The organism is Bifidobacterium vansinderenii (assembly GCF_002234915.1).
Taxonomy (GTDB): domain Bacteria; phylum Actinomycetota; class Actinomycetes; order Actinomycetales; family Bifidobacteriaceae; genus Galliscardovia; species Galliscardovia vansinderenii.
Window position 1 is genome coordinate 88,281 of record NZ_NEWD01000004.1, and the last position, 19,847, is coordinate 108,127.

A 19,847-nucleotide genomic window follows, 5' to 3' on the forward strand; every position below is an offset into this window, starting at 1 on the left:
CTATCCTTGAGTCCGGAAATATCACGGCACGGAGAACCCGAACGGAGAGGACTCCGACGGGGGCATGAGGACAGCGAGGCACAGGAATGGCGACACGCTCGAACGCAGGAACCACCGACTCCATCACATGGCTTCACGACGGCAAGGAGGCGGAGGGATCCCTGATCGCGGACCTGTCGGCCGTGCCCAACGACCGCAAGATCGTGGTTCAGGGTGCGCGCGAACACAACCTGAAGAACGTGGATCTAGCGTTTCCGCGCAACAAAATGGTTGTATTCACCGGCCTGTCCGGCTCCGGAAAGTCATCGATGGCGTTCGACACCCTGTTTGCCGAAGGCCAGCGCCGCTACGTTGAATCGTTGTCCGCCTACGCCCGTCAGTTCCTCGGACAGATGGACAAGCCCGATGTGGACTTCATCGAAGGTCTGAGCCCGGCCGTGTCCATCGATCAGAAGACCACGAACCGCAATCCGCGTTCGACCGTCGGCACCATCACCGAGGTGTACGACTACCTGCGTCTGCTGTTCGCCCGAACCGGCATCCCGCACTGCCCAGAATGCGGCGAGCTCGTCACCGCGCAGACGCCCCAGCAGATCGTTGACACGCTCATGGCCAGGCCCGAGCGTACCCGATTCCAGATCCTTGCCCCGGTGGTCAAGGGTCGCAAGGGCGAATTCGTGGAGACGATCGAACTGCTGCGATCCGACGGATACGCCCGCGCGCTCATCGACGGCACGATGACGCAGCTGTCGGACGATATCAAGCTCACCAAGCAGAAGAAGCACACCATCGAGGTGGTGGTGGACCGTCTCGTGGTCAAGGACGGCATCCGGCAGCGGCTCACCGACTCCGTGGAGACCGCATTGAAGCTCGCGAACGGCGTGGTGATCGCCGACTTCGTGGATGTGGACGAGCACAGTCCCGAACGCAGGCAGCCGTTCTCCGAAAAGCGCAGCTGCCCGAACGGACACCAGCTGGAACTCGATGAGATCGAACCGCGAACGTTCTCGTTCAACGCACCGTACGGCGCCTGCCCGGTGTGCACCGGACTCGGATTCAAGCTCGAGATCGACCCGGAGCTGGTCATCTCCGACCCGGACAAGTCGCTGGCCGAAGGCGTGATCGAACCGTGGTCGAACACCAAGACCACCTCGCAGTACTACGGACACGTGTTGGAAGGCCTCGCCGAGGATCTTGGATTCTCCATGGACACCCCGTGGAAGGATCTGCCGAAGGACATCCGACAGGCGATCATGTACGGGCACGATTTCAAGGTGAAGGTGTCGTACCGCAACCGCTGGGGACGCCTGCGCGAGTATTCCACCGGATTCGAGGGCGTGGTGCGCACCCTGATGCGCCGCCACGACGAGACCGATTCGGACGCCATGAAGCAGTACTACGAGTCGTACATGCGCGAGGTGCCCTGCCAGGAATGCGGCGGCAAACGACTCAAGCCCGAGGTGCTGGCCGTGACCGTGGACGGCAAGTCCATCTTCGATGTGTGCGACATGCCCGTGCGCAAAGCCCTGGCATGGGTGAACGGACTGAAGCTCACCGGCTCGGCCGCCATGATCGCCGGAGAGGTGCTCAAGGAGATCCGTGCACGACTCGGCTTCCTCAACGACGTCGGTCTCGACTACCTGACCCTGTCACGCGCGGCGGCGACCCTGTCCGGCGGTGAGGCTCAGCGCATTCGACTGGCCACGCAGATCGGCTCCGGACTGGTGGGCGTGATGTACGTGCTCGACGAGCCGTCCATCGGATTGCACCAGCGCGACAACGAGCGCCTGATCGAGACGCTGCATCACCTGCGTGATCTCGGCAACACGCTGATCGTGGTCGAACACGATCAGGAGACCATCGAGGAGGCCGACTGGCTCGTCGACATCGGCCCCGGGGCGGGCGAGCACGGCGGCGAGGTCGTCTACTCCGGTCCGGCAGGTCATCTGGTCGATGCCACGCGATCCATCACCGGCGACTACATCGCCGGGCGTCGCTCCATCGACGTTCCCGAACAGCGACGCAAGGTGCGCAAGACCCGCTGCATCACCGTGACGGGTGCCCGCGAGAACAACCTCAAGAATCTCAGGGTGGACTTCCCTCTGGGAGTGTTCACCTGCGTGACCGGCGTATCCGGCTCGGGCAAGTCCACACTGGTCAACACGATCCTCTACCCGGTGCTTGCCGACCGGCTCAACGGCGCCCGCATCGTGCCCGGAAAGCACACGCGGGTCGAAGGAGTCGACCAGCTGCGCAAGGTCATCCATGTGGACCAGAACCCCATCGGCCGCACCCCGCGATCCAATCCGGCCACCTACACCGGCGTATGGGACAAGATCCGCCAGCTGTTCGCCAAGACCCCCGAGGCACAGGTGCGAGGCTACGGACCAGGACGGTTCTCATTCAACGTGAAGGGCGGCCGCTGCGAGGCATGCCATGGCGACGGCACGCTCAAGATCGAGATGAACTTCCTGCCCGACGTGTACGTGGACTGCGAGGTCTGCCATGGCCAGCGCTACAACCGCGAGACCCTGGAGGTGAAGTACAACGGCAAGAGCGTGGCCGACGTGCTGAACATGCCCATCGAGGAGGCCGCCGACTTCTTCCGGGCATACCCGTCCATCTCCCGATACCTCGACACGCTGGTGGATGTCGGCCTCGGCTACATTCGACTCGGTCAGCCTGCGCCCACGCTGTCCGGCGGTGAATCGCAGCGCGTCAAACTCGCCACCGAACTGCAGAAGCGTTCGGACGGCAAGACCATCTACATTCTCGATGAACCGACCACCGGTCTGCACTTCGAGGACGTGCGCAAGCTGCTCGGCGTTCTGCAGAGTCTGGTCGACAAGGGCAACACGGTCATCGTGATCGAGCACAACCTCGACGTGGTCAAGTCGGCCGACTGGATCATCGATCTCGGCCCCGAAGGCGGCGACGGCGGTGGCACCATCGTCGCGCAGGGCACGCCGGAACAGGTGGCGCAGTGCGAGGAATCGTGGACCGGACGGTTCCTCAGGCCGATGCTGCCGGCGTTTGCGTCCTCTACGCCGGCGAGGTGACCATGCCATCGGGAATGATCGAACGGCACGCACCCGGCACATGGCGCAAGACCGCCGAACGACTGCAACGGGAACAGGAGGACGCGGCCATGGGCGAATCCGGTGAGACGACGCCCGGCTCCGCGGTCAACATCAACGGGGCGCCGCTGCTCGGAGACTCCCGTGATCTGTTCCGGCCGAAGACCGGAGACATCCCCGCTCAGCCGGGCGTCTACAAGTGGCGCGACGGTGAAGGGCGAGTGATCTATGTCGGCAAGGCGAAGAACCTTCGCAACCGTCTGACGAACTACTTCCAGCCGCTGTACCAGCTGCATCCGCGCACCCAGACGATGGTGCTCACCGCCCGCAGTCTCGAATGGACCGTGGTGGGCACCGAGATCGAGGCTCTGACACTCGAATACACGTGGATCAAGGAGTTCGATCCAAGATTCAACGTGGTGTTCCGCGACGACAAGACCTACCCGTATCTGGCACTGTCGATCAACGACGAATATCCCCGCGTATGGATCACGCGCAGTCGCAATCGTCGCGGTACTCGATACTTCGGCCCGTATGCAAAGGTGTGGGAGGTACGGCAGTCGCTTGACCTGCTGCTCAAGAGCTTCCCGGTGCGCACCTGTACGGACAGCGCATTCCGCAAGGCCCGTCTGACGAACCGTCCTTGTCTGCTCGCGTCGATCGGCAAATGTTCAGCCCCATGCGTGGCGCGCATCGACGCCGGAGAGCACCGGCTCATGTGCGAGCGCCTCGTCGGCGTCATGACCGGGCGGCTCGGCAGATCATACGTCGCCCAACTCACCTCGGAGATGAAGGCGGCGAGCGCCGAGCTGGAGTTCGAACGGGCCGCTCGGCTTCGTGACGAGATCGCGGTGCTGAACACGGTGCTGCAGCGTAATGCGGTGGCATTCGATTCGGACGTGGATGCGGATGTATTCGGTTATGACGCGGACGAGCTTGAAGCCAGCGTGCACGCGTTTTTCGTACGTTCCGGCGCCATTCGAGGCGAGCGAAGCTGGAGTGTGGAACGTGTGGAGGATGTGGATGACGCCGATCTGATTGCCGATCTGGTCACGCAGGTGTATGCCGATGTGACGGGGGAGTCCCCGGCCGGCATGGATGGTGCCGCGCCGGCTGGCGCCGTGTCGGTGTCGCGCAGTCGTGATGCGATCGGTTCCACGCAGAGTGTGACCGCCGTGGATGCGTCGGCTCGCGCCCAGGCCACGCGTTCGCGTAATTCCCGTCAGGAGGTAACCGGCCGGGCCGATCTTCTGGCGCCGATCGCGCCGGTGCCCCGTGAGGTCATCGTACCGGTCGAGCCGTCCCGCCGTGAGGATCTGGAACGTTGGCTTACCGGTCTTCGTGGTTCCGCGGTTACCATTCGCGTTGCGGCGCGCGGCGAGAAAAAGGAGTTGATGGATCGTGCGACGGCGAATGCGAAGCAGTCATTGCAGCGCAGCAAGATGAGTCGGATCAAGGATGTGGGCACCCGTACCGAGGCCATGAATGATGTGGCCCGTGCGCTGGGGTTGCAGCGGGCTCCGTTGCGTATCGAATGCTATGACATCTCGAACACGGTCGGCGGCATCTATCAGGTCGCGTCAATGGTGGTATTTGAGGACGGTATTGCCAAGAAGTCCGAGTATCGTCGGTTCGCCATCCGTGGCAAGGACGGCAGGGGCGCGGTGGATGACACTACGGCACTGTACGAGACGCTGACTCGTCGGTTCCGTCACGGCAACATCGCCGGGGATTCCGGGGAGAGCATGGATAACGAGCGTCGCGTCGCCATGGATGCGGGCTCGCATGGTCTCAGTGGCGATGCGGATTCCACGTCGGTCTCGTCGTCGGATGCGGTCGTGCAGCAGAACACGGATCGTCGGCATTTCGCGTACAAGCCGAATCTCATCGTGGTCGATGGCGGGCAGCCGCAGGTGGAGGCCGCAGCCCGAGCCATGGCGGACTGCGGCGTGAATGATGTGGCGCTGTGTGGCTTGGCGAAGCGTCTGGAGGAGGTCTGGGTGCCGGATGACGATTATCCGATCATCCTCAAGCGTCAGTCGGAGGGCATGTATCTGCTGCAGCGGGTGCGTGACGAGTCCCACCGGTTCGCCATCACCTATCATCGTGAGGCGCGTACGAAAGGCGGACTGCGTTCGGCGTTGGATGCGATTCCCGGCATCGGATTAAGTCATCAGAAGAAACTGCTGCAACGGTTCGGATCGGTCAAGACGATGCGCGGCGCGTCCATCGAAGAGCTGATGGAGGTTCCCGGCATCGGTGCGAAGAAGGCTCAGGCCATATACGACGCCCTGCACGCCGAGGGGCATGAACGCGCGTCATCATGACGTCATGTCGGCGCATTTACAATCGTCCATGGATAATCGGTTCCATGGGCTAGCATGAGACCCAGAGAGCAAGGAGCATTCGATGACAGAAATCAGGCACCGCGCAGCCGTGTTGGGCAAGCCCATATCACATTCCCTGTCCCCGCTTATCCACAACACCGCCTACAGGGCGATGGGTCTGGACGGCTGGTTCTATGACAGCCATGAGGTGGACGAGCATACGCTGGGGGATTTCATCGGCGAGCTGGATCCCCGGTGGAGCGGCCTGAGTCTGACCATGCCGTTGAAGAAGGCGATCATGCCGATGGGCGAGCCAAGCAATCGCTGGGCAGAGAAGCTCGGTGTGGCGAATACGGCCATCTTCCAATGGCGTCCCGAGGCGAGCGGCCCCGACATCAAGCTGTACAACACCGACGTGGCGGGCATCAATCTCGCCATCACCAATGCGATGAGGCACAGCAGGGGAGTCGTGCCCGATGACATTCGCGGCAAGGGTCTGGTCATCGGCAGCGGTTCGACCGCGACATCCGCCATCGCCGCGTTCTCCACACTGCAGATCCAGCATGTGACCATCGCCGCCCGGCACCCGGACAAGGCGCACGCCTTGGCTCCGTTGGCGCAGACGTTCGGCATGAGTGTTGACGTGATCGCGCTCAGTCAGATTCCGGAGATCGTCGGAGGCGAACAGATCGTCGTCAGCACGTTGCCGTCACATGCCGCGGACTCCACTGCGGCCGGACTGTCTTCGCTGCGTTCCGGCAGCGTGCGCGGCACACTGCTCGACGTCGTCTATGATCCGCGCCCCACCGCGTTGATGAGCGCATGGCGCCGTCTTGGCGGCATTGCGCTCGGCGGCGAGGAGATGCTGCTGTATCAGGCCATCCCGCAGATCGCCTACATGACCGGCACCGATTTCGATGCCCTGCCGACCAATCTTGATTCGACCATCCGTCACGCATTGGAGGAAGTGCTGTAATGACCGGTACCGAAATGAACGAGGAAGAACGTCCGCAGCCCGCCGATTCGTTCGAGGTGCTGCTGATCACCGGTATGTCCGGCGCAGGCCGCTCCCGCGCGGCGGACAGCGTGGAGGACATGGGATGGTACGTGGTAGACAATCTGCCGCCGAACCTGTTGGTCCCGCTCGTCGACATGATGACCTCGTCGGGTTCGAAGGTTCACAAGCTCGCCGCGGTCATCGATGTACGTTCTCGATCCTACTTCGACGATCTGGCCCAGGTGCTCAGTCATCTGGACGATCTGGGCGTCAAGTGCCGCATCCTGTTCCTGGACGCGGCCGACGATGTGCTCATCCAACGATACGAGTCCGTACGGCGCCCCCATCCTCTGCAGCACGGGCGCCGTCTGATCGACGGCATCGAAGAGGAGCGCGCACTGCTGGAGAATCTCAAGGAGCGCGCCGACATCGTCATCGACACCTCCACGCTGAGCATCCATCAGCTGTCTACCAAGCTCTACGATGCTCTGCTCGGCAAGGGGCCGCAGACCGTGGCCGTCCATATCTTCAGCTTCGGCTTCAAGTACGGCATTCCGCTGGATGCTGACTTCGTCGCCGACGTGCGATTCCTGCCCAACCCGTTCTGGGTTCCCCAGCTGCGGGAGCTCACCGGCAACGACAAGGCGGTGAGCGATTATGTGCTCTCCAGCGACGGTGCCATGAAGTTCCTCGACTCGTACACGGACGCTATTCTCACCGCCATCGCCGGATACTCGCGCGAGGACAAACACTTCGTGACCATCGCCATCGGATGCACCGGCGGCCAGCACCGCTCCGTGGCCATGAGCCGCGCATTGGCGAAGCGTCTGAGTGCCAAGGGACTCAACGTCACCGTTTCGGCGCGCGAGCTGAAGAAGCACCACTGACCCCGATCCCCCCGACCCGGTTCCGCCGGGTCGGATTCACCCCGTTATCTCACATCCTGAAAACCTTTGGATGGGGAGCGGTATGAACACCGTTTTTGTCCACCTGATTCTGTAACACAGAAGATCGGTGCATACGACAGCCCGAACGGCGATACTCGATCGACACCCCCATTGAAGCTGTACAATTTAAAGGAGGTTAGCTCTTGGCTCTGGTTGATGAAGTCAAAAGCGAACTGGCCGCAATCGACGACGAACTGCCTGCCGCCAAGAAGGCGCAAGCGGCTGCGATGATCCGTTTCGGAGGCGGCTTGCACCTCATCCAACGCCACATTGTCGTCGAAAGTCAGTTTGATTCACTGGATGCAGCCCAGTGGCTTCAGCGCACCATTCAGGAGGTCTACGGACACGAGGCCGATCTGATCAAGGTGGCGCGCAAGACCCCCACCGGCACCGTCGAACGCTATTCGGTGCGCGTGCTCAAGGCCGGCGGCGCTCTGGCCCTGCAGTCCGGTCTGCTCGACCGTCGCAAGCGTCCGGTTCGCGGCCTGCCCGCGGAGATCGTCTCCGGCAACATCGCGCAGATCAAGGCCGCATGGCGTGGTGCCTTCCTCGCCCATGGCGAACTGTCCGACCCCGGCAAGGCCAGCTATCTTGAAATCGTCTGCCCGGGTTCGGAGGCCGCACTGGCCCTGGTCGGTGCGGCACGACGTCTTGGCATCACCGCCAAGGCCCGTCAGGTGCGCAGCTCCGAACGCGTGACGCTGCGCGATCCCGACGTGATCGAACGCATGCTCACCCTGATGGGAGCCACCCGCACGGCCCGTGAATGGAGCGGCAAGCGCAACGACGGCGAATACCGAGGCAAGGCGAACCGTCTGGCGAACTTCGACGATGCGAACATGCGCCGCAGCGCCAAGGCCGCCGTGGAGGCCAGCGAGAAGGTGCAGAAGGCGTTCAAGATCCTGGGCGACGACGTTCCCGAAAACCTGCGCGCCGCCGGACAGCTCCGTCTCGATCACCGTGACGCCAGCCTCGAAGAGCTCGGACGCCTCGCGGATCCGCCCGTGACCAAGGATGCGATCGCCGGCCGAATCCGTCGACTTCTGCAGCTCGCCAACAAGGTGGAGAAGCAGCGCGCGGCGGCAGCGGCGGCCGAACAGGAGTGACCACGATCCTCCCCATGCAGCACATGCATCAGTAGACGCGACGCCATGTAATCGTCATGGCCAATCAGGCGGGTTCCACTCGGCATCGTCCGAGCGGAACCCGCTTTCCGTTCACCCATTCTTCCGCGCCACTCCCGAAATCCAAGGATGCGCGACATCATGAGCCGGGTTAATAGGTTTTTTCCCGCTGGCACGGTAAGATTCCTTAATGGCGCAGCACATGCGGATTTTGTTTTGTCCGCGCCGCAGCAGGAAAGGATATCAATGAAAACTCTCAAGGATCTAGGAAATCTTCAGGGCAAGCGCGTTCTGGTGCGTGCTGATTTCAACGTTCCGCTTGATGGCACGACCATTACCGACGATGGCCGTATCAAGGCAGCCCTGCCGACCATCAAGAACCTGCGCGAGCAGGGTGCCAAGGTCATTCTGATGGCCCACCTCGGCCGTCCGAAGGGCAAGGTCGTCCCCGAGCTGAGCCTCGCCCCCGTGGCCGTCCGCCTCGGCGAGCTGCTGGGCATCACCGTGCCGCTGGCCAAGGACACCTACGGTGAGGACGCCCAGGCCAAGGTCGCCGCCATGAAGGACGGCGACGTGGTGCTGCTGGAGAACGTTCGCTTCAACCCGGAGGAGACCAGCAAGGATCCCGAGGTGCGTGCCCCGTACGCCAAGAAGATCGCCGCTCTGGGCGACGTCTTCGTCTCCGATGGCTTCGGCGTGGTGCACCGCGCTCAGGGTTCCAACTACGACGTTGCCGCCGACCTGCCGGCAGCCGCCGGTCTGCTGGTCGAAAAGGAAGTCACCGCACTGTCCAAGGCCACCGAGAACCCGGATCGTCCGCTGACCGCCGTCCTCGGCGGCGCCAAGGTCGCCGACAAGCTCGGCGTCATCTCCAACCTTCTGGGCAAGGTCGACCGCCTCATCATCGGCGGCGGCATGGCCTACACCTTCCTCAAGGCCCTCGGCTACGAGGTCGGCAACTCCCTGCTCGACGAGAGCAACATCGAAACCGTCAAGGGCTACATGGAGACCGCCAAGAAGAACGGCGTCGAGCTCCTGCTGCCGATCGACATCGTCGTGAACCCCGGCTTCCCGGCCGGCGATGACGCCGTGATCGACCCCAAGGTCGTCAAGGCCGACGCCATCCCGTCCGACGAAGAGGGCCTGGACATCGGTCCGGAGACCCGCAAGCTGTTCCACGACAAGATCGTCGATTCCAAGACCGTCGTGTGGAACGGCCCGATGGGCGTGTTCGAGATCCCGACCTTCGCTGAAGGCACCAAGGCCGTGGCCGAAGCTCTGGTCGACGCCACCCACGCGGGTGCGTTCACCATCGTCGGCGGTGGCGATTCCGCAGCCGCCGTGCGTAACCTCGGCTTCCCGGAGGATGGCTTCTCGCACATCTCCACCGGTGGCGGCGCCTCCCTCGAGTTCCTCGAAGGCAAGGAACTGCCGGGCCTGAGCGTTCTCGAGTAGTTTCGCCTTTCTGCTGACTCCCCGGCAGTCCGATGCGTCAACCGTACGTATCGGACTGCCGGGGAGTCTGCATGTCAACAGGCCGATACGACAACCAATCCCGCATCATTCCATCGACGCGATCCCTCCCGTTCTTTTCGATCAGGCATCGCTTCCGTACAAATAACAAGGAGTATCCATGGCACGCACACCGGTGGTGGCCGGCAACTGGAAGATGAACTTCGATCATCTTGAGGCCACGTATTTCGTTCAGAAACTGGCATGGACACTTCGCGACGCCAACTTCGACTTCAAACGCTGCGAGGTGACGCTCATGCCGCCGTTCACCTCCATCCGCAGCGTGCAGGTGCTCATCGACGCCGATCGGCTCAAACTCACCTACGGCGCCCAAGCCGTGTCGGTCACCAATCAGGGGGCGTTCACCGGAGACGTCTCGGCCGACATGCTCGCCCGACTCGGATGCAGCTACGTGCTGGTCGGCCATTCCGAACGGCGCAAGTACCATCCCGAGGATGATGCGAACATCGTCGATCAGGTACGTGCGGTTCTCGCAGCCGGCATGCGTCCCATCCTCTGCGTGGGAGAAAGCTTTGAGGAACGACGACAGGGCATCGAGCTCGAATTCGCCGTCGGACAGGTGCAGGATGTGATCCGTGATCTTTCCGACAAGGAAGCGGAACGCATGCTCATCGCCTACGAACCCGTCTGGGCCATCGGCACCGGCATGGTCGCCACCCCCGAGTCCGCGCAGCAGGCCGCGGCCGCCATTCGTTCTCATCTTGGAGAGGTATACGGCAACACGGTGGCCGACAAGGTCCGTATTCTCTACGGCGGATCCGTGAATGCCTCGAACGCGACCCAGCTCATGCAGGAGGGACGCGACATCGATGGATTCCTTGTTGGCGGAGCGTCACTCGACGCCGACGAATTCGCGACGATCGCCCGCCTGACAGCCAAGGCGGCACGTAACCGTCGCTGACATTTGTCGCGCCGAAACCGTTCCATAGGATTTTTCCCATAAAACATCGGCATTTATCCCATATGTGGGGTATCCTTGCTAAGAGTCGTAATTCGGAGGTAATCGTGGCCATTGTCAAGATCGTTCTTGAAATCATCGTCGTGCTGGCCAGCATTCTGCTGACCCTGCTGATCCTTATGCACAAGGGCAAGGGCGGCGGCCTGTCCGACATGTTCGGTGGCGGCCTGACCGCGAACGCCGGCACCTCCGGTGTGGCAGAGAAAAACCTGAACCGTCTCACCGTCATCGTCGCACTGATCTGGGTGGCCATCATCATCGCACTGGGACTCATGGCCAAGTACGGTCTCGCCTGATTCCATTCTTATCATTCCAAGGCCCGTGGCTGATATTGCCGCGGGCCTTGTCGTTTTCGCTTGCCCTCACGTTTCCAAACGCTCACGAAAACGTCCATCCGTTTGCCATAAGGAGAATCCGATTCCATGATCGACCGCGAAACCCCTCGTCTGATCGTCGCCGACCTCGACGGCACTCTGCTTCACGATTCCGATACCTTCGAAGGACGATTCATCACGCAGCGAACCATCGATGCGATCAACCGCATGCACGATAGGGGAGTGCGGTTCGCAGTGGCGACCGCCAGACCGGTCAGTACCGCTCTTGAACTCGTTGATCGTCTTCCCGTCGACGCCTGCGCATATCTCAATGGAGCACTCATCGACATGGATCCGAGTCGGTCCGATTACGACATGCTCACCACGGGAGTCATTCCCGACGATGGGCATCTGCTCCGACTTGGCTTCTCCTCACGGCGAGCATGCGAAGTCTGCCGTTTTCTGTTGGAGGAGTTCCCCGGCATCCGTATCGGCATCGTGATGAACGACATCCGATACACGAACTTCGATGTGCGTGAGCTCTGGAAGACGCAGACGTTCCGGTACACCGACTTCACCGACGTGCCTGAGGGTACCGCCGACAAGATCATCATTCTGCCGCAACCGGAACAGTGGGATCGCCTGCGCACGCTGATTCCCCCGGACTTCGATGTCAGCATCAGCGAGGGTGTGATGTGGATGCTCATGAACCCGTTGGCCAACAAGAGCCATGCGCTGGACCTGCTGTGCGCCAAGTTCGAGATTCCATTGAACTCGACCGCCACGTTCGGAGACGATCTCATCGACATCACCATGCTGCAGCGCGCCGGCAGGGGAGTGGCCGTTGCCAACGCCGTACCTCAGGTATTGAACATCGCCGACGAGATCTGCCCATCCAACAACGAGGACGGCGTCGCGCAATGGATCGAAAGTAAATTGAACTAAGTTATCGCTACGTCATGTGGTATCGGGCTTTCCCCGAAAAGCGTCGTCACGCGTACATGACACACGGCATGATCGGGGAGCCCATTCAACCGCAATCGTCGCTATTGCATAAGCAGTATACTCATCCAAAAGTTCAATTTACACACGCTTTCACCATCACTTTTTCATAGCAACGAACCCAGGCCTTGCATTTGCTTATTGCTACAAACGTTGTCATTCGTTCTTTTCAGAGTTTTCAGTCTCTTTACACCTCATGTAAATCTTATTTTGAACCGCGTCTTTCATATGACTACGTTTGCAGACGTCCATATTTCGAACTTAGGCGTTTCCTTCATCCAGCCCGTGCTAGTCTTTGAACCAGATTCCGGTAATTTGAACTTCTGAGGAGCGGTATGAGTCGGGAAACGTTCGCCAAGCGGTTGAACTCCGCCATGTCTCTACGTCATATGAAACAGATCGACGTGGTACGCGCCGCACAAAAGCAAGGGCTGAAACTCGGTAAGAGCCACATCAGCCAATACGTCAGCGGCAAGACCGTTCCCCGAGTCGACACCCTACGATTCCTGGCCGCCACATTGAACGTCAATGATCAATGGCTCCACGGTGACGATGTCCCCATGGAGCGCACCGACTCATCCGACGTCACCGGACAAGCGGCACAATCATCAGTCTCAGATGAACCGACAGTGGCGAGTGCCGCATCCAGTGCTCCCACCCAGACTCTCCCTACGCTCCACACCACACCATCCACCACGATCCCGGAAGGACGACCCATGCGACGCTTCACTAAATCCACCAAACTCGACAATGTGCTCTATGACGTGCGAGGCCCGGTGGTCGACGAGGCGGCCCGAATGGAGGCCACCGGCACGCATGTGCTCAAGCTGAACATCGGCAACCCCGCGCCGTTCGGATTCCGCACCCCGGACGAGGTGATCTACGACATGGCCCACCAGCTGCCGGACTGTGAAGGATACTCGGCATCCAAGGGCCTGTTCTCCGCGCGCAAGGCCATCATGCAGTACTCACAGCTGAAGAACCTGCCGAACGTGAGCATCGACGACATCTACACCGGCAACGGCGTCAGCGAGCTGATCAACCTTTCGATGTCCGCGCTGCTCGACAATGGCGATGAAGTGCTCATCCCCAGCCCCGACTATCCGCTGTGGACCGCCTGCGTCAATCTGGCCGGCGGTACCGCCGTGCACTACCTATGCGACGAGCAGTCCGAGTGGTATCCGGATATCGACGACATGCGTTCCAAGATCACGGACAAGACCAAGGCGATCGTCGTCATCAACCCGAACAACCCCACCGGCGCACTCTACCCGAAGGAAGTGCTCCAGCAGATCGTCGATCTCGCCCGCGAGCACCAGCTCATGATCTTCTCCGACGAGATCTACGACCGTCTGGTCATGGACGGCCTGCAGCACACCTCCATCGCATCGCTGGCACCGGACCTGTTCTGCGTGACATTCTCCGGCCTGTCGAAATCCCACATGATCGCCGGCTACCGCGTGGGCTGGATGGTGCTGAGCGGCAACAAGAACGTGGCGAAGGACTACATCGAGGGCATCAACATGCTCACGAACATGCGCATCTGCTCGAACGTTCCCGCACAGTCGATCGTCCAGACCGCACTGGGCGGCCATCAGAGCGTCAACGACTACATCGTGCCCGGTGGTCGAATCTACGAGCAGCGCGAATACATCTACAATGCGCTGAACTCGATTCCCGGCGTGACTGCGGTCAAGCCGAAGGCGGCGTTCTACATCTTCCCGAAGCTCGATGTGAAGAAGTTCAACATCAGCGACGACGAGCAGTTCGCACTCGACCTGCTGCACGACGAGCGCATTCTGATTACCCGCGGCGGCGGCTTCAACTGGCACGAGCCGGACCACTTCCGCATCGTCTACCTGCCCCGCATCGAGGTCCTCAAGGACGCCACTGCAAAGCTCACCGACTTCCTCAGCTACTACAGGCAGTAGGAATGTGACGGTAAATCGCATCGGCGAAGGTTCTGTCGTCACGTCGCTCTCGCCGATGCGGAACGATGCGAATCCCGGCAACATCGTCGTGTGTACAATGCCCTTGCGATTGTCATATGAATGAACTGGCAGGGGGTTGTCATGCCGGCGGCATGGAGGCGATCTATCTGGCATTGATCGCCACGCTGGACATCGGCGACGACATCCTCATCCCGGATCCCGGCTACGCGAACTACTTCGGACAGGTGCGCATGGTCCACGCAAACGTGGTGCCGGTCCCGTTGTCCGCAGCCAACGGGTTCCGTATGCGCGCGGCGGATGTCGAGGCGGCGATCACGCCCCGCACCAAGGTGCTGCTGCTCAATTCCCCGTCGAATCCCACCGGCGCGATCATCGATCCCGATGAACTTGCCGCCATCGCCGAAGTGGCAGTCAGTCATGATCTGTGGGTGATCAGCGATGAGGTGTACCGAGCATTCGTCTACGACGATGACGTCCGCTGCCTGTCCATCGCGTCGATGCCGGGAATGAAGGAGCGAACCATTGTCGTGGATTCGTTCTCGAAGACGTTCGCCGTACGGCTGTTGCACGAGGGCAAGGTCGTGGTCACTCCGGCATTGGGATTCGGCTCACGCGGCAGGGGATTCGTACGAATGTCGTACGTGGGCACGGCACAGGCCACCGCCGAGGGACTGCGCCGCATGCGCGCATGGCTGGAAAGTCTGTGACGCCTCTGATGCTCCTATGGACGTCCGTCTATTCCCATGCCAGGCCGTCGGAATCGTGATCCATATCGGCCTTGTACCAAGCGACGGCGATCTGCAGACGGTCTCGGAGACCAAGCTTGTCCAGGATCCTGGTAATGGTCTTCTTCACCGAGTCGGGCTGGATCCCGAGACGTTCGGCAATCTCGGCATTGTTCAGACCATCGGCCACCAGTCCGGCAACGTCCAGCTCTCGAGGGGTCAATGACGAGAATGCGCCCTGCAATTCCGCCTGCCGCGTCGCGCGGCGGGTTGATCCCAGTCCCTGCGCAAGTACCTCCCGGGTCACCCGTGGAGTCAGGATGGCGTCCCCGGCGGCCACGGCGTGGATCGCCTTGCACAGGTCGTTGGCTCGCACGTCCTTGAGCAGAAATCCGCTGGCTCCGGCCGCGAGCCCGCCGAACGCGTAGGAATCCTGATCGTACGTGGTCAGAATGATGACCTTCACGTCGGGATACCGTTTTGCAATCTCCGCCGTGGCATCAATGCCATCCATGGCCGGCATGCGCACATCCATCAGTGCCACGCGGGGGAGAGGCCTCTCTTCCCGATGCATGGCGTCAAGTTCGTTCAGCGCCTCCTGTCCGTCGCCGGCCTGCGCCACGACACGAATGGAGGGATCCGCACGCAGCATCATGGAGAATCCCAGTCGCGTGGGTCTCTGATCGTCGATCAGCATCACCGGAATCATCGTCCATCCTCCCTATGATTCGCCGCATCGTCCGTAGCGTCTCCCGTGCCGGCGGGCAGATGCGCGGCGAGCACCCACCCGTCGCCGGACTCCGCAGGACCAGCTGTGAAGACCCCGCCCACTGCCTCGACACGTGCACGGAGACGTGCAAGGCCACTTCCCGAACCGTCAGCTCCGGAATGTTCGCCATCAGGCTCTCCGTGTCCGTCATTGCGCACCATGATATCCATCGAACCATCCTGATGGTGGTCCCATGACACGATGATGCGCGTGAGGCATTCCCCTCCGTGACGCAGGGCGTTCGTCACCGCCTCCCGGCTGATGCGGAAGCACAGATCCGCCTGATCGGGGTCCGTCGACCGTGCTCCGGTCTCGGTCAACGCCGTGGCGATTCCAACGGCACGCGCGTGATCGAGCACGGGACGGATGTCGTTCCATGACGGGTGTTCGATCGCTGCGGCCTCCCCGGATTCGACGGATGAAATTCCAGCCGGATCCGCCAGTCGGTCCAGTGCGCGTACGGCGTGCCGAGTCTGGCTCAATGCCTCGCGGGCGAGCACATCAACCGATTCGATCGCCTCGCGGAGATCGCCATCGTCGGAATCCTCCAACGCCACATGCAGTCCTTCGGTCAGCGCGATGATCGACGTGAGATTATGTCCCACACTGTCGTGCAGTTCCGCCGCGATGTCGGAGCGGCGACGTTCCAGATCACGCTGTCGCTGGAGCTCGGTCGCATAGGCGTGCTCTCTGGCGATCGCCGCCATTCCGTTGCGTTTCTGACGAGCCGTGTATGACCATAGTCCCAGGATGACAACCAGTGCCACGATCAAGATCATTGGCAGCAGCGCGGCGATCCCAACGCCGGCATCATTCCATTCGACTGCCGAACCCATGAGCATGGCGGCGATCGTCACGATAATGCCGCCGATCATACGGGAGATATCCGTGATCGCCACGCAGACGTACAGTGCGAAGAACATCGGCAGCATCACATATGGACGAATACCCGCCATCATTCCCGCCACCGCGACCATGCAGGTGACGCACAGCGAGATGAAGGGGACATGCCGGCGGAACACGAGCGCGATCACCGAGACAAGGCACAGCGCGATCAGCACGGCTGCGCCCCATTCGTGACGGACGAGCCGCCATGCCACAGGGTCGGCCTCCTGCCCGACGAATACCAGACGAGTGATCATCATCACGTCGTAGCACAGGCATGCCGCCGGCACGATCATTCCTGCGGCAGCACTGCGCCTCCAAAAATCTGCCAGATGCGATACGGCTGGGATTATGCTCTTCACGTCCCTCCTTCTTGAATCGTCGTGTCCCACACAGTAGCGTACCGCCTGCGTTCGGCGGACAAGGCTCATATCGGCGACGTCCGCAGAGCGTAGGGGGCGTACGCTCTTATATGGCGCGCCGAGCCAGTCGGCGAAAGACCACGGCGCCGATAAGAATCCAGGTGCCGGAGGCAGCCGTGGACACGATCATCGATCCAGGGTCCGCAATGCCGGCAAGGTCTCGGACAGCGGACGCACTGGTGATCAGGGCAAGCGGATACAGCTGGGCGATGGCCGGGGCTGCCAGACTCAGGACGCAGCCGCCAATGGTCAGAATCATCATTACGCTCATCGTTCCGGCAAACGATTCGGTCTTCACGCTCACGACCTGGGTCATGGTCACGATCGCCCACACCGACAAGGTCAGTGGAATACTACGTAGCAGGAACGGCCCCGACTGCGCAAGGTCAAAGCCCATAACGAACCGTCCGACGAGGATGAACTCGACTTCGAACACGAGCACCGTAAGGAACGAGACCATGCATCCATGCAGCATCTTGCCGGCAACAGCCACGTCCACAGTGCCGACGGCGTTGAGTCGCTGCCAGTTGCGGCCGTGATGCTCATTGGATTCAATCTGCGCGGCGAACGCGGCCACCAGCATCGGCATGAACACCATGGATGGCAGGAGGATCGCCTGTCCCCAGATCGCTGTCCATGTCACGTTCTGTCTGACGAACTCATCCTGATAGTCAGCGTATTGGCTCCACCCGTTGAACATGCCTATCGCATCGAACAGAGCGGTCGTAATCCAATACCACAGATTGCCGGCCTTGCGCATCTCCCATCGGAATGCGGCCGCCAACGAAGTCCGGTGACGCAGCATTATATGATTTCCGGATATCATGCGATTCGAATCGGTTACGGTTACACGCGTCATCGGTTCGACTCCTTCATCCTGACAACCACCACCGAAATCAGCGTCCATCCAAGGGCCGCAAGCAGCGCGGCGACCACGAGCATCCATGGACGGTCAGCAAGCAGCATCGTTGCGCCACCGTCCGAGCCTATGGATCTGACGAACGGATCTGCGGCTGAGCTCAGTCCGGCCGGGAACGCCCAGCCCAGATAGGGGAGGTTCACCGCCTCCAGTCCGGAGGCCAGTATGCCGGCGATCACCCCCAATCCCAGACCGACGGCCTGCCGGTCGATCACCATCGAGAGCATCAGGTGAACCGCAGCCGTTGCCAGCGCAGACAGAAATCCGATCAGAGACGGCGCCCACAATAATTCAACGAGTGAACTATCCATGGTAAAGCCAAGGCCGTTGGCCGCCAGCGGTACCCACAGCAACGGGATGAGAAAACAGAGACCCACGGCCGTGCCGGAGACGATGAGCTTGCCAACGAAGCGCGCCGCATCGGACTGGCCGAACGACAGCCACTTCAGATTCATGCGTTCCATAGTCTCCAATACGGCGATACGACTGGTCAGCAATGCGGCAAGAATCGGCGCCAGGAGACTGACGATCTGGTAGATCTCGCCGTCGGCCAGCACGATCGACCGCAGGGCAGGATTCGGATTGCCGGCTCGCTTCATAAGCGCCATCCCCACCCATGCCGACACCAGCGCGATCATGCCGAACCACATCCACCAGAAGGACGATCCCCGCACCTTCAATAACTCCAGACGTGCCAGCGTGAAGGGATCATTGCCTTTCGTGCGCGGTCGCCGTGTGCGATTCGGAGCAGTGACGGCAGAGAACACGCCGTTCATCGCACACCTCCGTCCTTCGAGGAAAACGCTTTGCGCCGTGTCGATGGCTTGGATTGCCGATCCTCGTGATACTGCGGGCCTTCAATGAGTTCAAGGAACGCCTGTTCCAGGGTCTTGCGTTCCGAAGCGACCCGGTAGATCAGAATATTCCGTTCAACGAGTCGCGCGATGATCCCACCCACACGGTCATCGGGCAATTCCGGGAGACGTAGTACGGCACCGTTTGCATCTGACACCAACTGTGGATCGATGTTGTTCGCAGCCAGTATTGCCGCCGCCCGTCTTGCATCCGAAACGCGCAGATCGATATGCCCCTCTTCTCGCAACGCGTCAAGCGATCCCTGGTACAGCAGATGCCCGGACGCGATAATGCCTACGACCGACGCCATCTTTTCGATCTCGGACAGAATGTGCGAACTGATAATCACCGCGATGCCCCGCTGCCGGCTGAGACCCATGATCATCTCGCGCACCTCGACCACGGCCTCGGCGTCCAGACCGTTCGTCGGCTCGTCCAGCAACAGCAGCTCGGGATCGGAGATCAGGGCCATCGCAATGCCGAGACGTTGCTTCATGCCCAGCGAATAGTCCTTCGCCTTCTTGTCCTCATGACCGGCAAGGCCAACCTGCTTCAAAATCGACGGGGCGACGGACCGTGGCAGGTTCAGGTAGTCGGCCACCATACGGCAGTTATCCAGGCCCGACAGTCCCGGATAGAAGCTTGGGCCTTCGATCATGGATCCGACCAAACCGGGCTGAATCCGGTGATGCCCTCCGAGTTTCCGACCCAGCATCCACATATCGCCGGATGTGGGGGAGACGAGTCCCAGCAGCAGTTTCATTGTGGTGGATTTGCCGGCACCATTTGGTCCGAGCAGCCCGTAGACGCCGCCCGCCGGTACGTTGAGATTCAGCCCGTTCACTGCCGTAAAGTCTCCGTATCGCTTGACCAATCCTCGGGTGGTCACCGCATCCATTGCGGGATTGCCCGAACGGGCCGTGTACCGCATGCTCATGTCACGCTCCTTGAATCATTGATGGTTCGTTGATTCAAGGCAACCTCATATCGGTGTCCCCGCGCTACGTCATTCGTCGAATTCACCCCTTACGGGTATGTACG

Annotated in this window: 16 protein-coding genes; 11 read left to right on the plus strand and 5 right to left on the minus strand. The window is 61.1% G+C overall.

The genetic code is table 11. From position 1 onward, the window contains the following. The first annotated feature begins 86 nt into the window (after window positions 1–86). From uvrA to Tam10B_RS01465, 11 genes are all read left to right on the plus strand, one after another. On the plus strand, window positions 87–3,059 hold the full coding sequence (gene uvrA / locus Tam10B_RS01415) for an excinuclease ABC subunit UvrA (RefSeq protein ID WP_093959496.1): 2,973 nt from the start codon (window positions 87–89) through the stop codon (window positions 3,057–3,059). A gap of 2 nt (window positions 3,060–3,061) precedes the next feature. After that, complete coding sequence (gene uvrC / locus Tam10B_RS01420; RefSeq protein WP_233133530.1) at window positions 3,062–5,404, plus strand: excinuclease ABC subunit UvrC; 2,343 nt, start codon at window positions 3,062–3,064, stop codon at window positions 5,402–5,404. A gap of 82 nt (window positions 5,405–5,486) precedes the next feature. Continuing rightward, entirely contained in the window at window positions 5,487–6,380 is an 894-nt protein-coding gene (locus Tam10B_RS01425) for a shikimate dehydrogenase (protein WP_093959497.1), read from the plus strand. Beyond that, window positions 6,380–7,288, plus strand: a complete 909-nt coding sequence (gene rapZ, locus Tam10B_RS01430) for an RNase adapter RapZ (protein WP_093959498.1) — start codon at window positions 6,380–6,382, stop codon at window positions 7,286–7,288. The genes Tam10B_RS01425 and rapZ overlap by 1 nt, the downstream gene beginning before the upstream one ends. A 203-nt stretch (window positions 7,289–7,491) precedes the next feature. Further along, on the plus strand, window positions 7,492–8,454 hold the full coding sequence (gene whiA, locus Tam10B_RS01435) for a DNA-binding protein WhiA (protein ID WP_093959499.1): 963 nt from the start codon (window positions 7,492–7,494) through the stop codon (window positions 8,452–8,454). A gap of 264 nt (window positions 8,455–8,718) precedes the next feature. Further along, window positions 8,719–9,927 carry a phosphoglycerate kinase gene (locus tag Tam10B_RS01440; RefSeq protein WP_093959500.1) on the plus strand — a complete coding sequence of 403 codons (1,209 nt, stop codon included), beginning with the start codon at window positions 8,719–8,721 and terminating at the stop codon, window positions 9,925–9,927. 178 nt (window positions 9,928–10,105) lie between these two features. After that, window positions 10,106–10,906 carry a triose-phosphate isomerase gene (gene tpiA / locus Tam10B_RS01445; protein ID WP_093959501.1) on the plus strand — a complete coding sequence of 267 codons (801 nt, stop codon included), beginning with the start codon at window positions 10,106–10,108 and terminating at the stop codon, window positions 10,904–10,906. A gap of 104 nt (window positions 10,907–11,010) precedes the next feature. Continuing rightward, window positions 11,011–11,259, plus strand: a complete 249-nt coding sequence (gene secG / locus Tam10B_RS01450) for a preprotein translocase subunit SecG (protein WP_093959502.1) — start codon at window positions 11,011–11,013, stop codon at window positions 11,257–11,259. A gap of 126 nt (window positions 11,260–11,385) precedes the next feature. Beyond that, a complete protein-coding gene (locus Tam10B_RS01455) occupies window positions 11,386–12,222 on the plus strand; it encodes an HAD family hydrolase (RefSeq protein WP_093959503.1) in 837 nt (278 codons plus the stop codon). Window positions 12,223–12,614: 392 nt separating this feature from the next. Continuing rightward, window positions 12,615–14,210 carry an aminotransferase class I/II-fold pyridoxal phosphate-dependent enzyme gene (locus tag Tam10B_RS01460; RefSeq protein WP_093959504.1) on the plus strand — a complete coding sequence of 532 codons (1,596 nt, stop codon included), beginning with the start codon at window positions 12,615–12,617 and terminating at the stop codon, window positions 14,208–14,210. Between the two features lie 116 nt (window positions 14,211–14,326). Next, window positions 14,327–14,938, plus strand: coding sequence for a pyridoxal phosphate-dependent aminotransferase (locus tag Tam10B_RS01465; RefSeq protein ID WP_158214089.1), 612 nt, complete (start codon window positions 14,327–14,329; stop codon window positions 14,936–14,938). A 28-nt stretch (window positions 14,939–14,966) separates the two neighbouring features. On the opposite strand, the gene Tam10B_RS01470 is transcribed toward Tam10B_RS01465, so the two are convergent. From Tam10B_RS01470 to Tam10B_RS01490, 5 genes are all read right to left on the minus strand, one after another. Then, the gene (locus Tam10B_RS01470; RefSeq protein WP_093959506.1) at window positions 14,967–15,665 is read right to left on the minus strand and encodes a response regulator; all 699 of its coding nucleotides are present in this window, start codon (window positions 15,663–15,665) and stop codon (window positions 14,967–14,969) included. Then, window positions 15,662–16,972: an ATP-binding protein gene (locus Tam10B_RS01475; protein ID WP_158214090.1), complete on the minus strand. Its 1,311-nt coding sequence runs from the start codon at window positions 16,970–16,972 to the stop codon at window positions 15,662–15,664. The genes Tam10B_RS01470 and Tam10B_RS01475 overlap by 4 nt, the downstream gene beginning before the upstream one ends. A gap of 106 nt (window positions 16,973–17,078) precedes the next feature. Then, window positions 17,079–17,816 (minus strand): ABC transporter permease, encoded by a 738-nt coding sequence (locus tag Tam10B_RS01480; RefSeq protein WP_233133531.1) that lies wholly within the window; start codon window positions 17,814–17,816, stop codon window positions 17,079–17,081. Between the two features lie 71 nt (window positions 17,817–17,887). Beyond that, window positions 17,888–18,727 carry an ABC transporter permease gene (locus Tam10B_RS01485; protein ID WP_093959508.1) on the minus strand — a complete coding sequence of 280 codons (840 nt, stop codon included), beginning with the start codon at window positions 18,725–18,727 and terminating at the stop codon, window positions 17,888–17,890. Then, a complete protein-coding gene (locus tag Tam10B_RS01490) occupies window positions 18,724–19,743 on the minus strand; it encodes an ABC transporter ATP-binding protein (protein WP_093959509.1) in 1,020 nt (339 codons plus the stop codon). The genes Tam10B_RS01485 and Tam10B_RS01490 overlap by 4 nt, the downstream gene beginning before the upstream one ends. Window positions 19,744–19,847 lie beyond the last annotated feature (104 nt).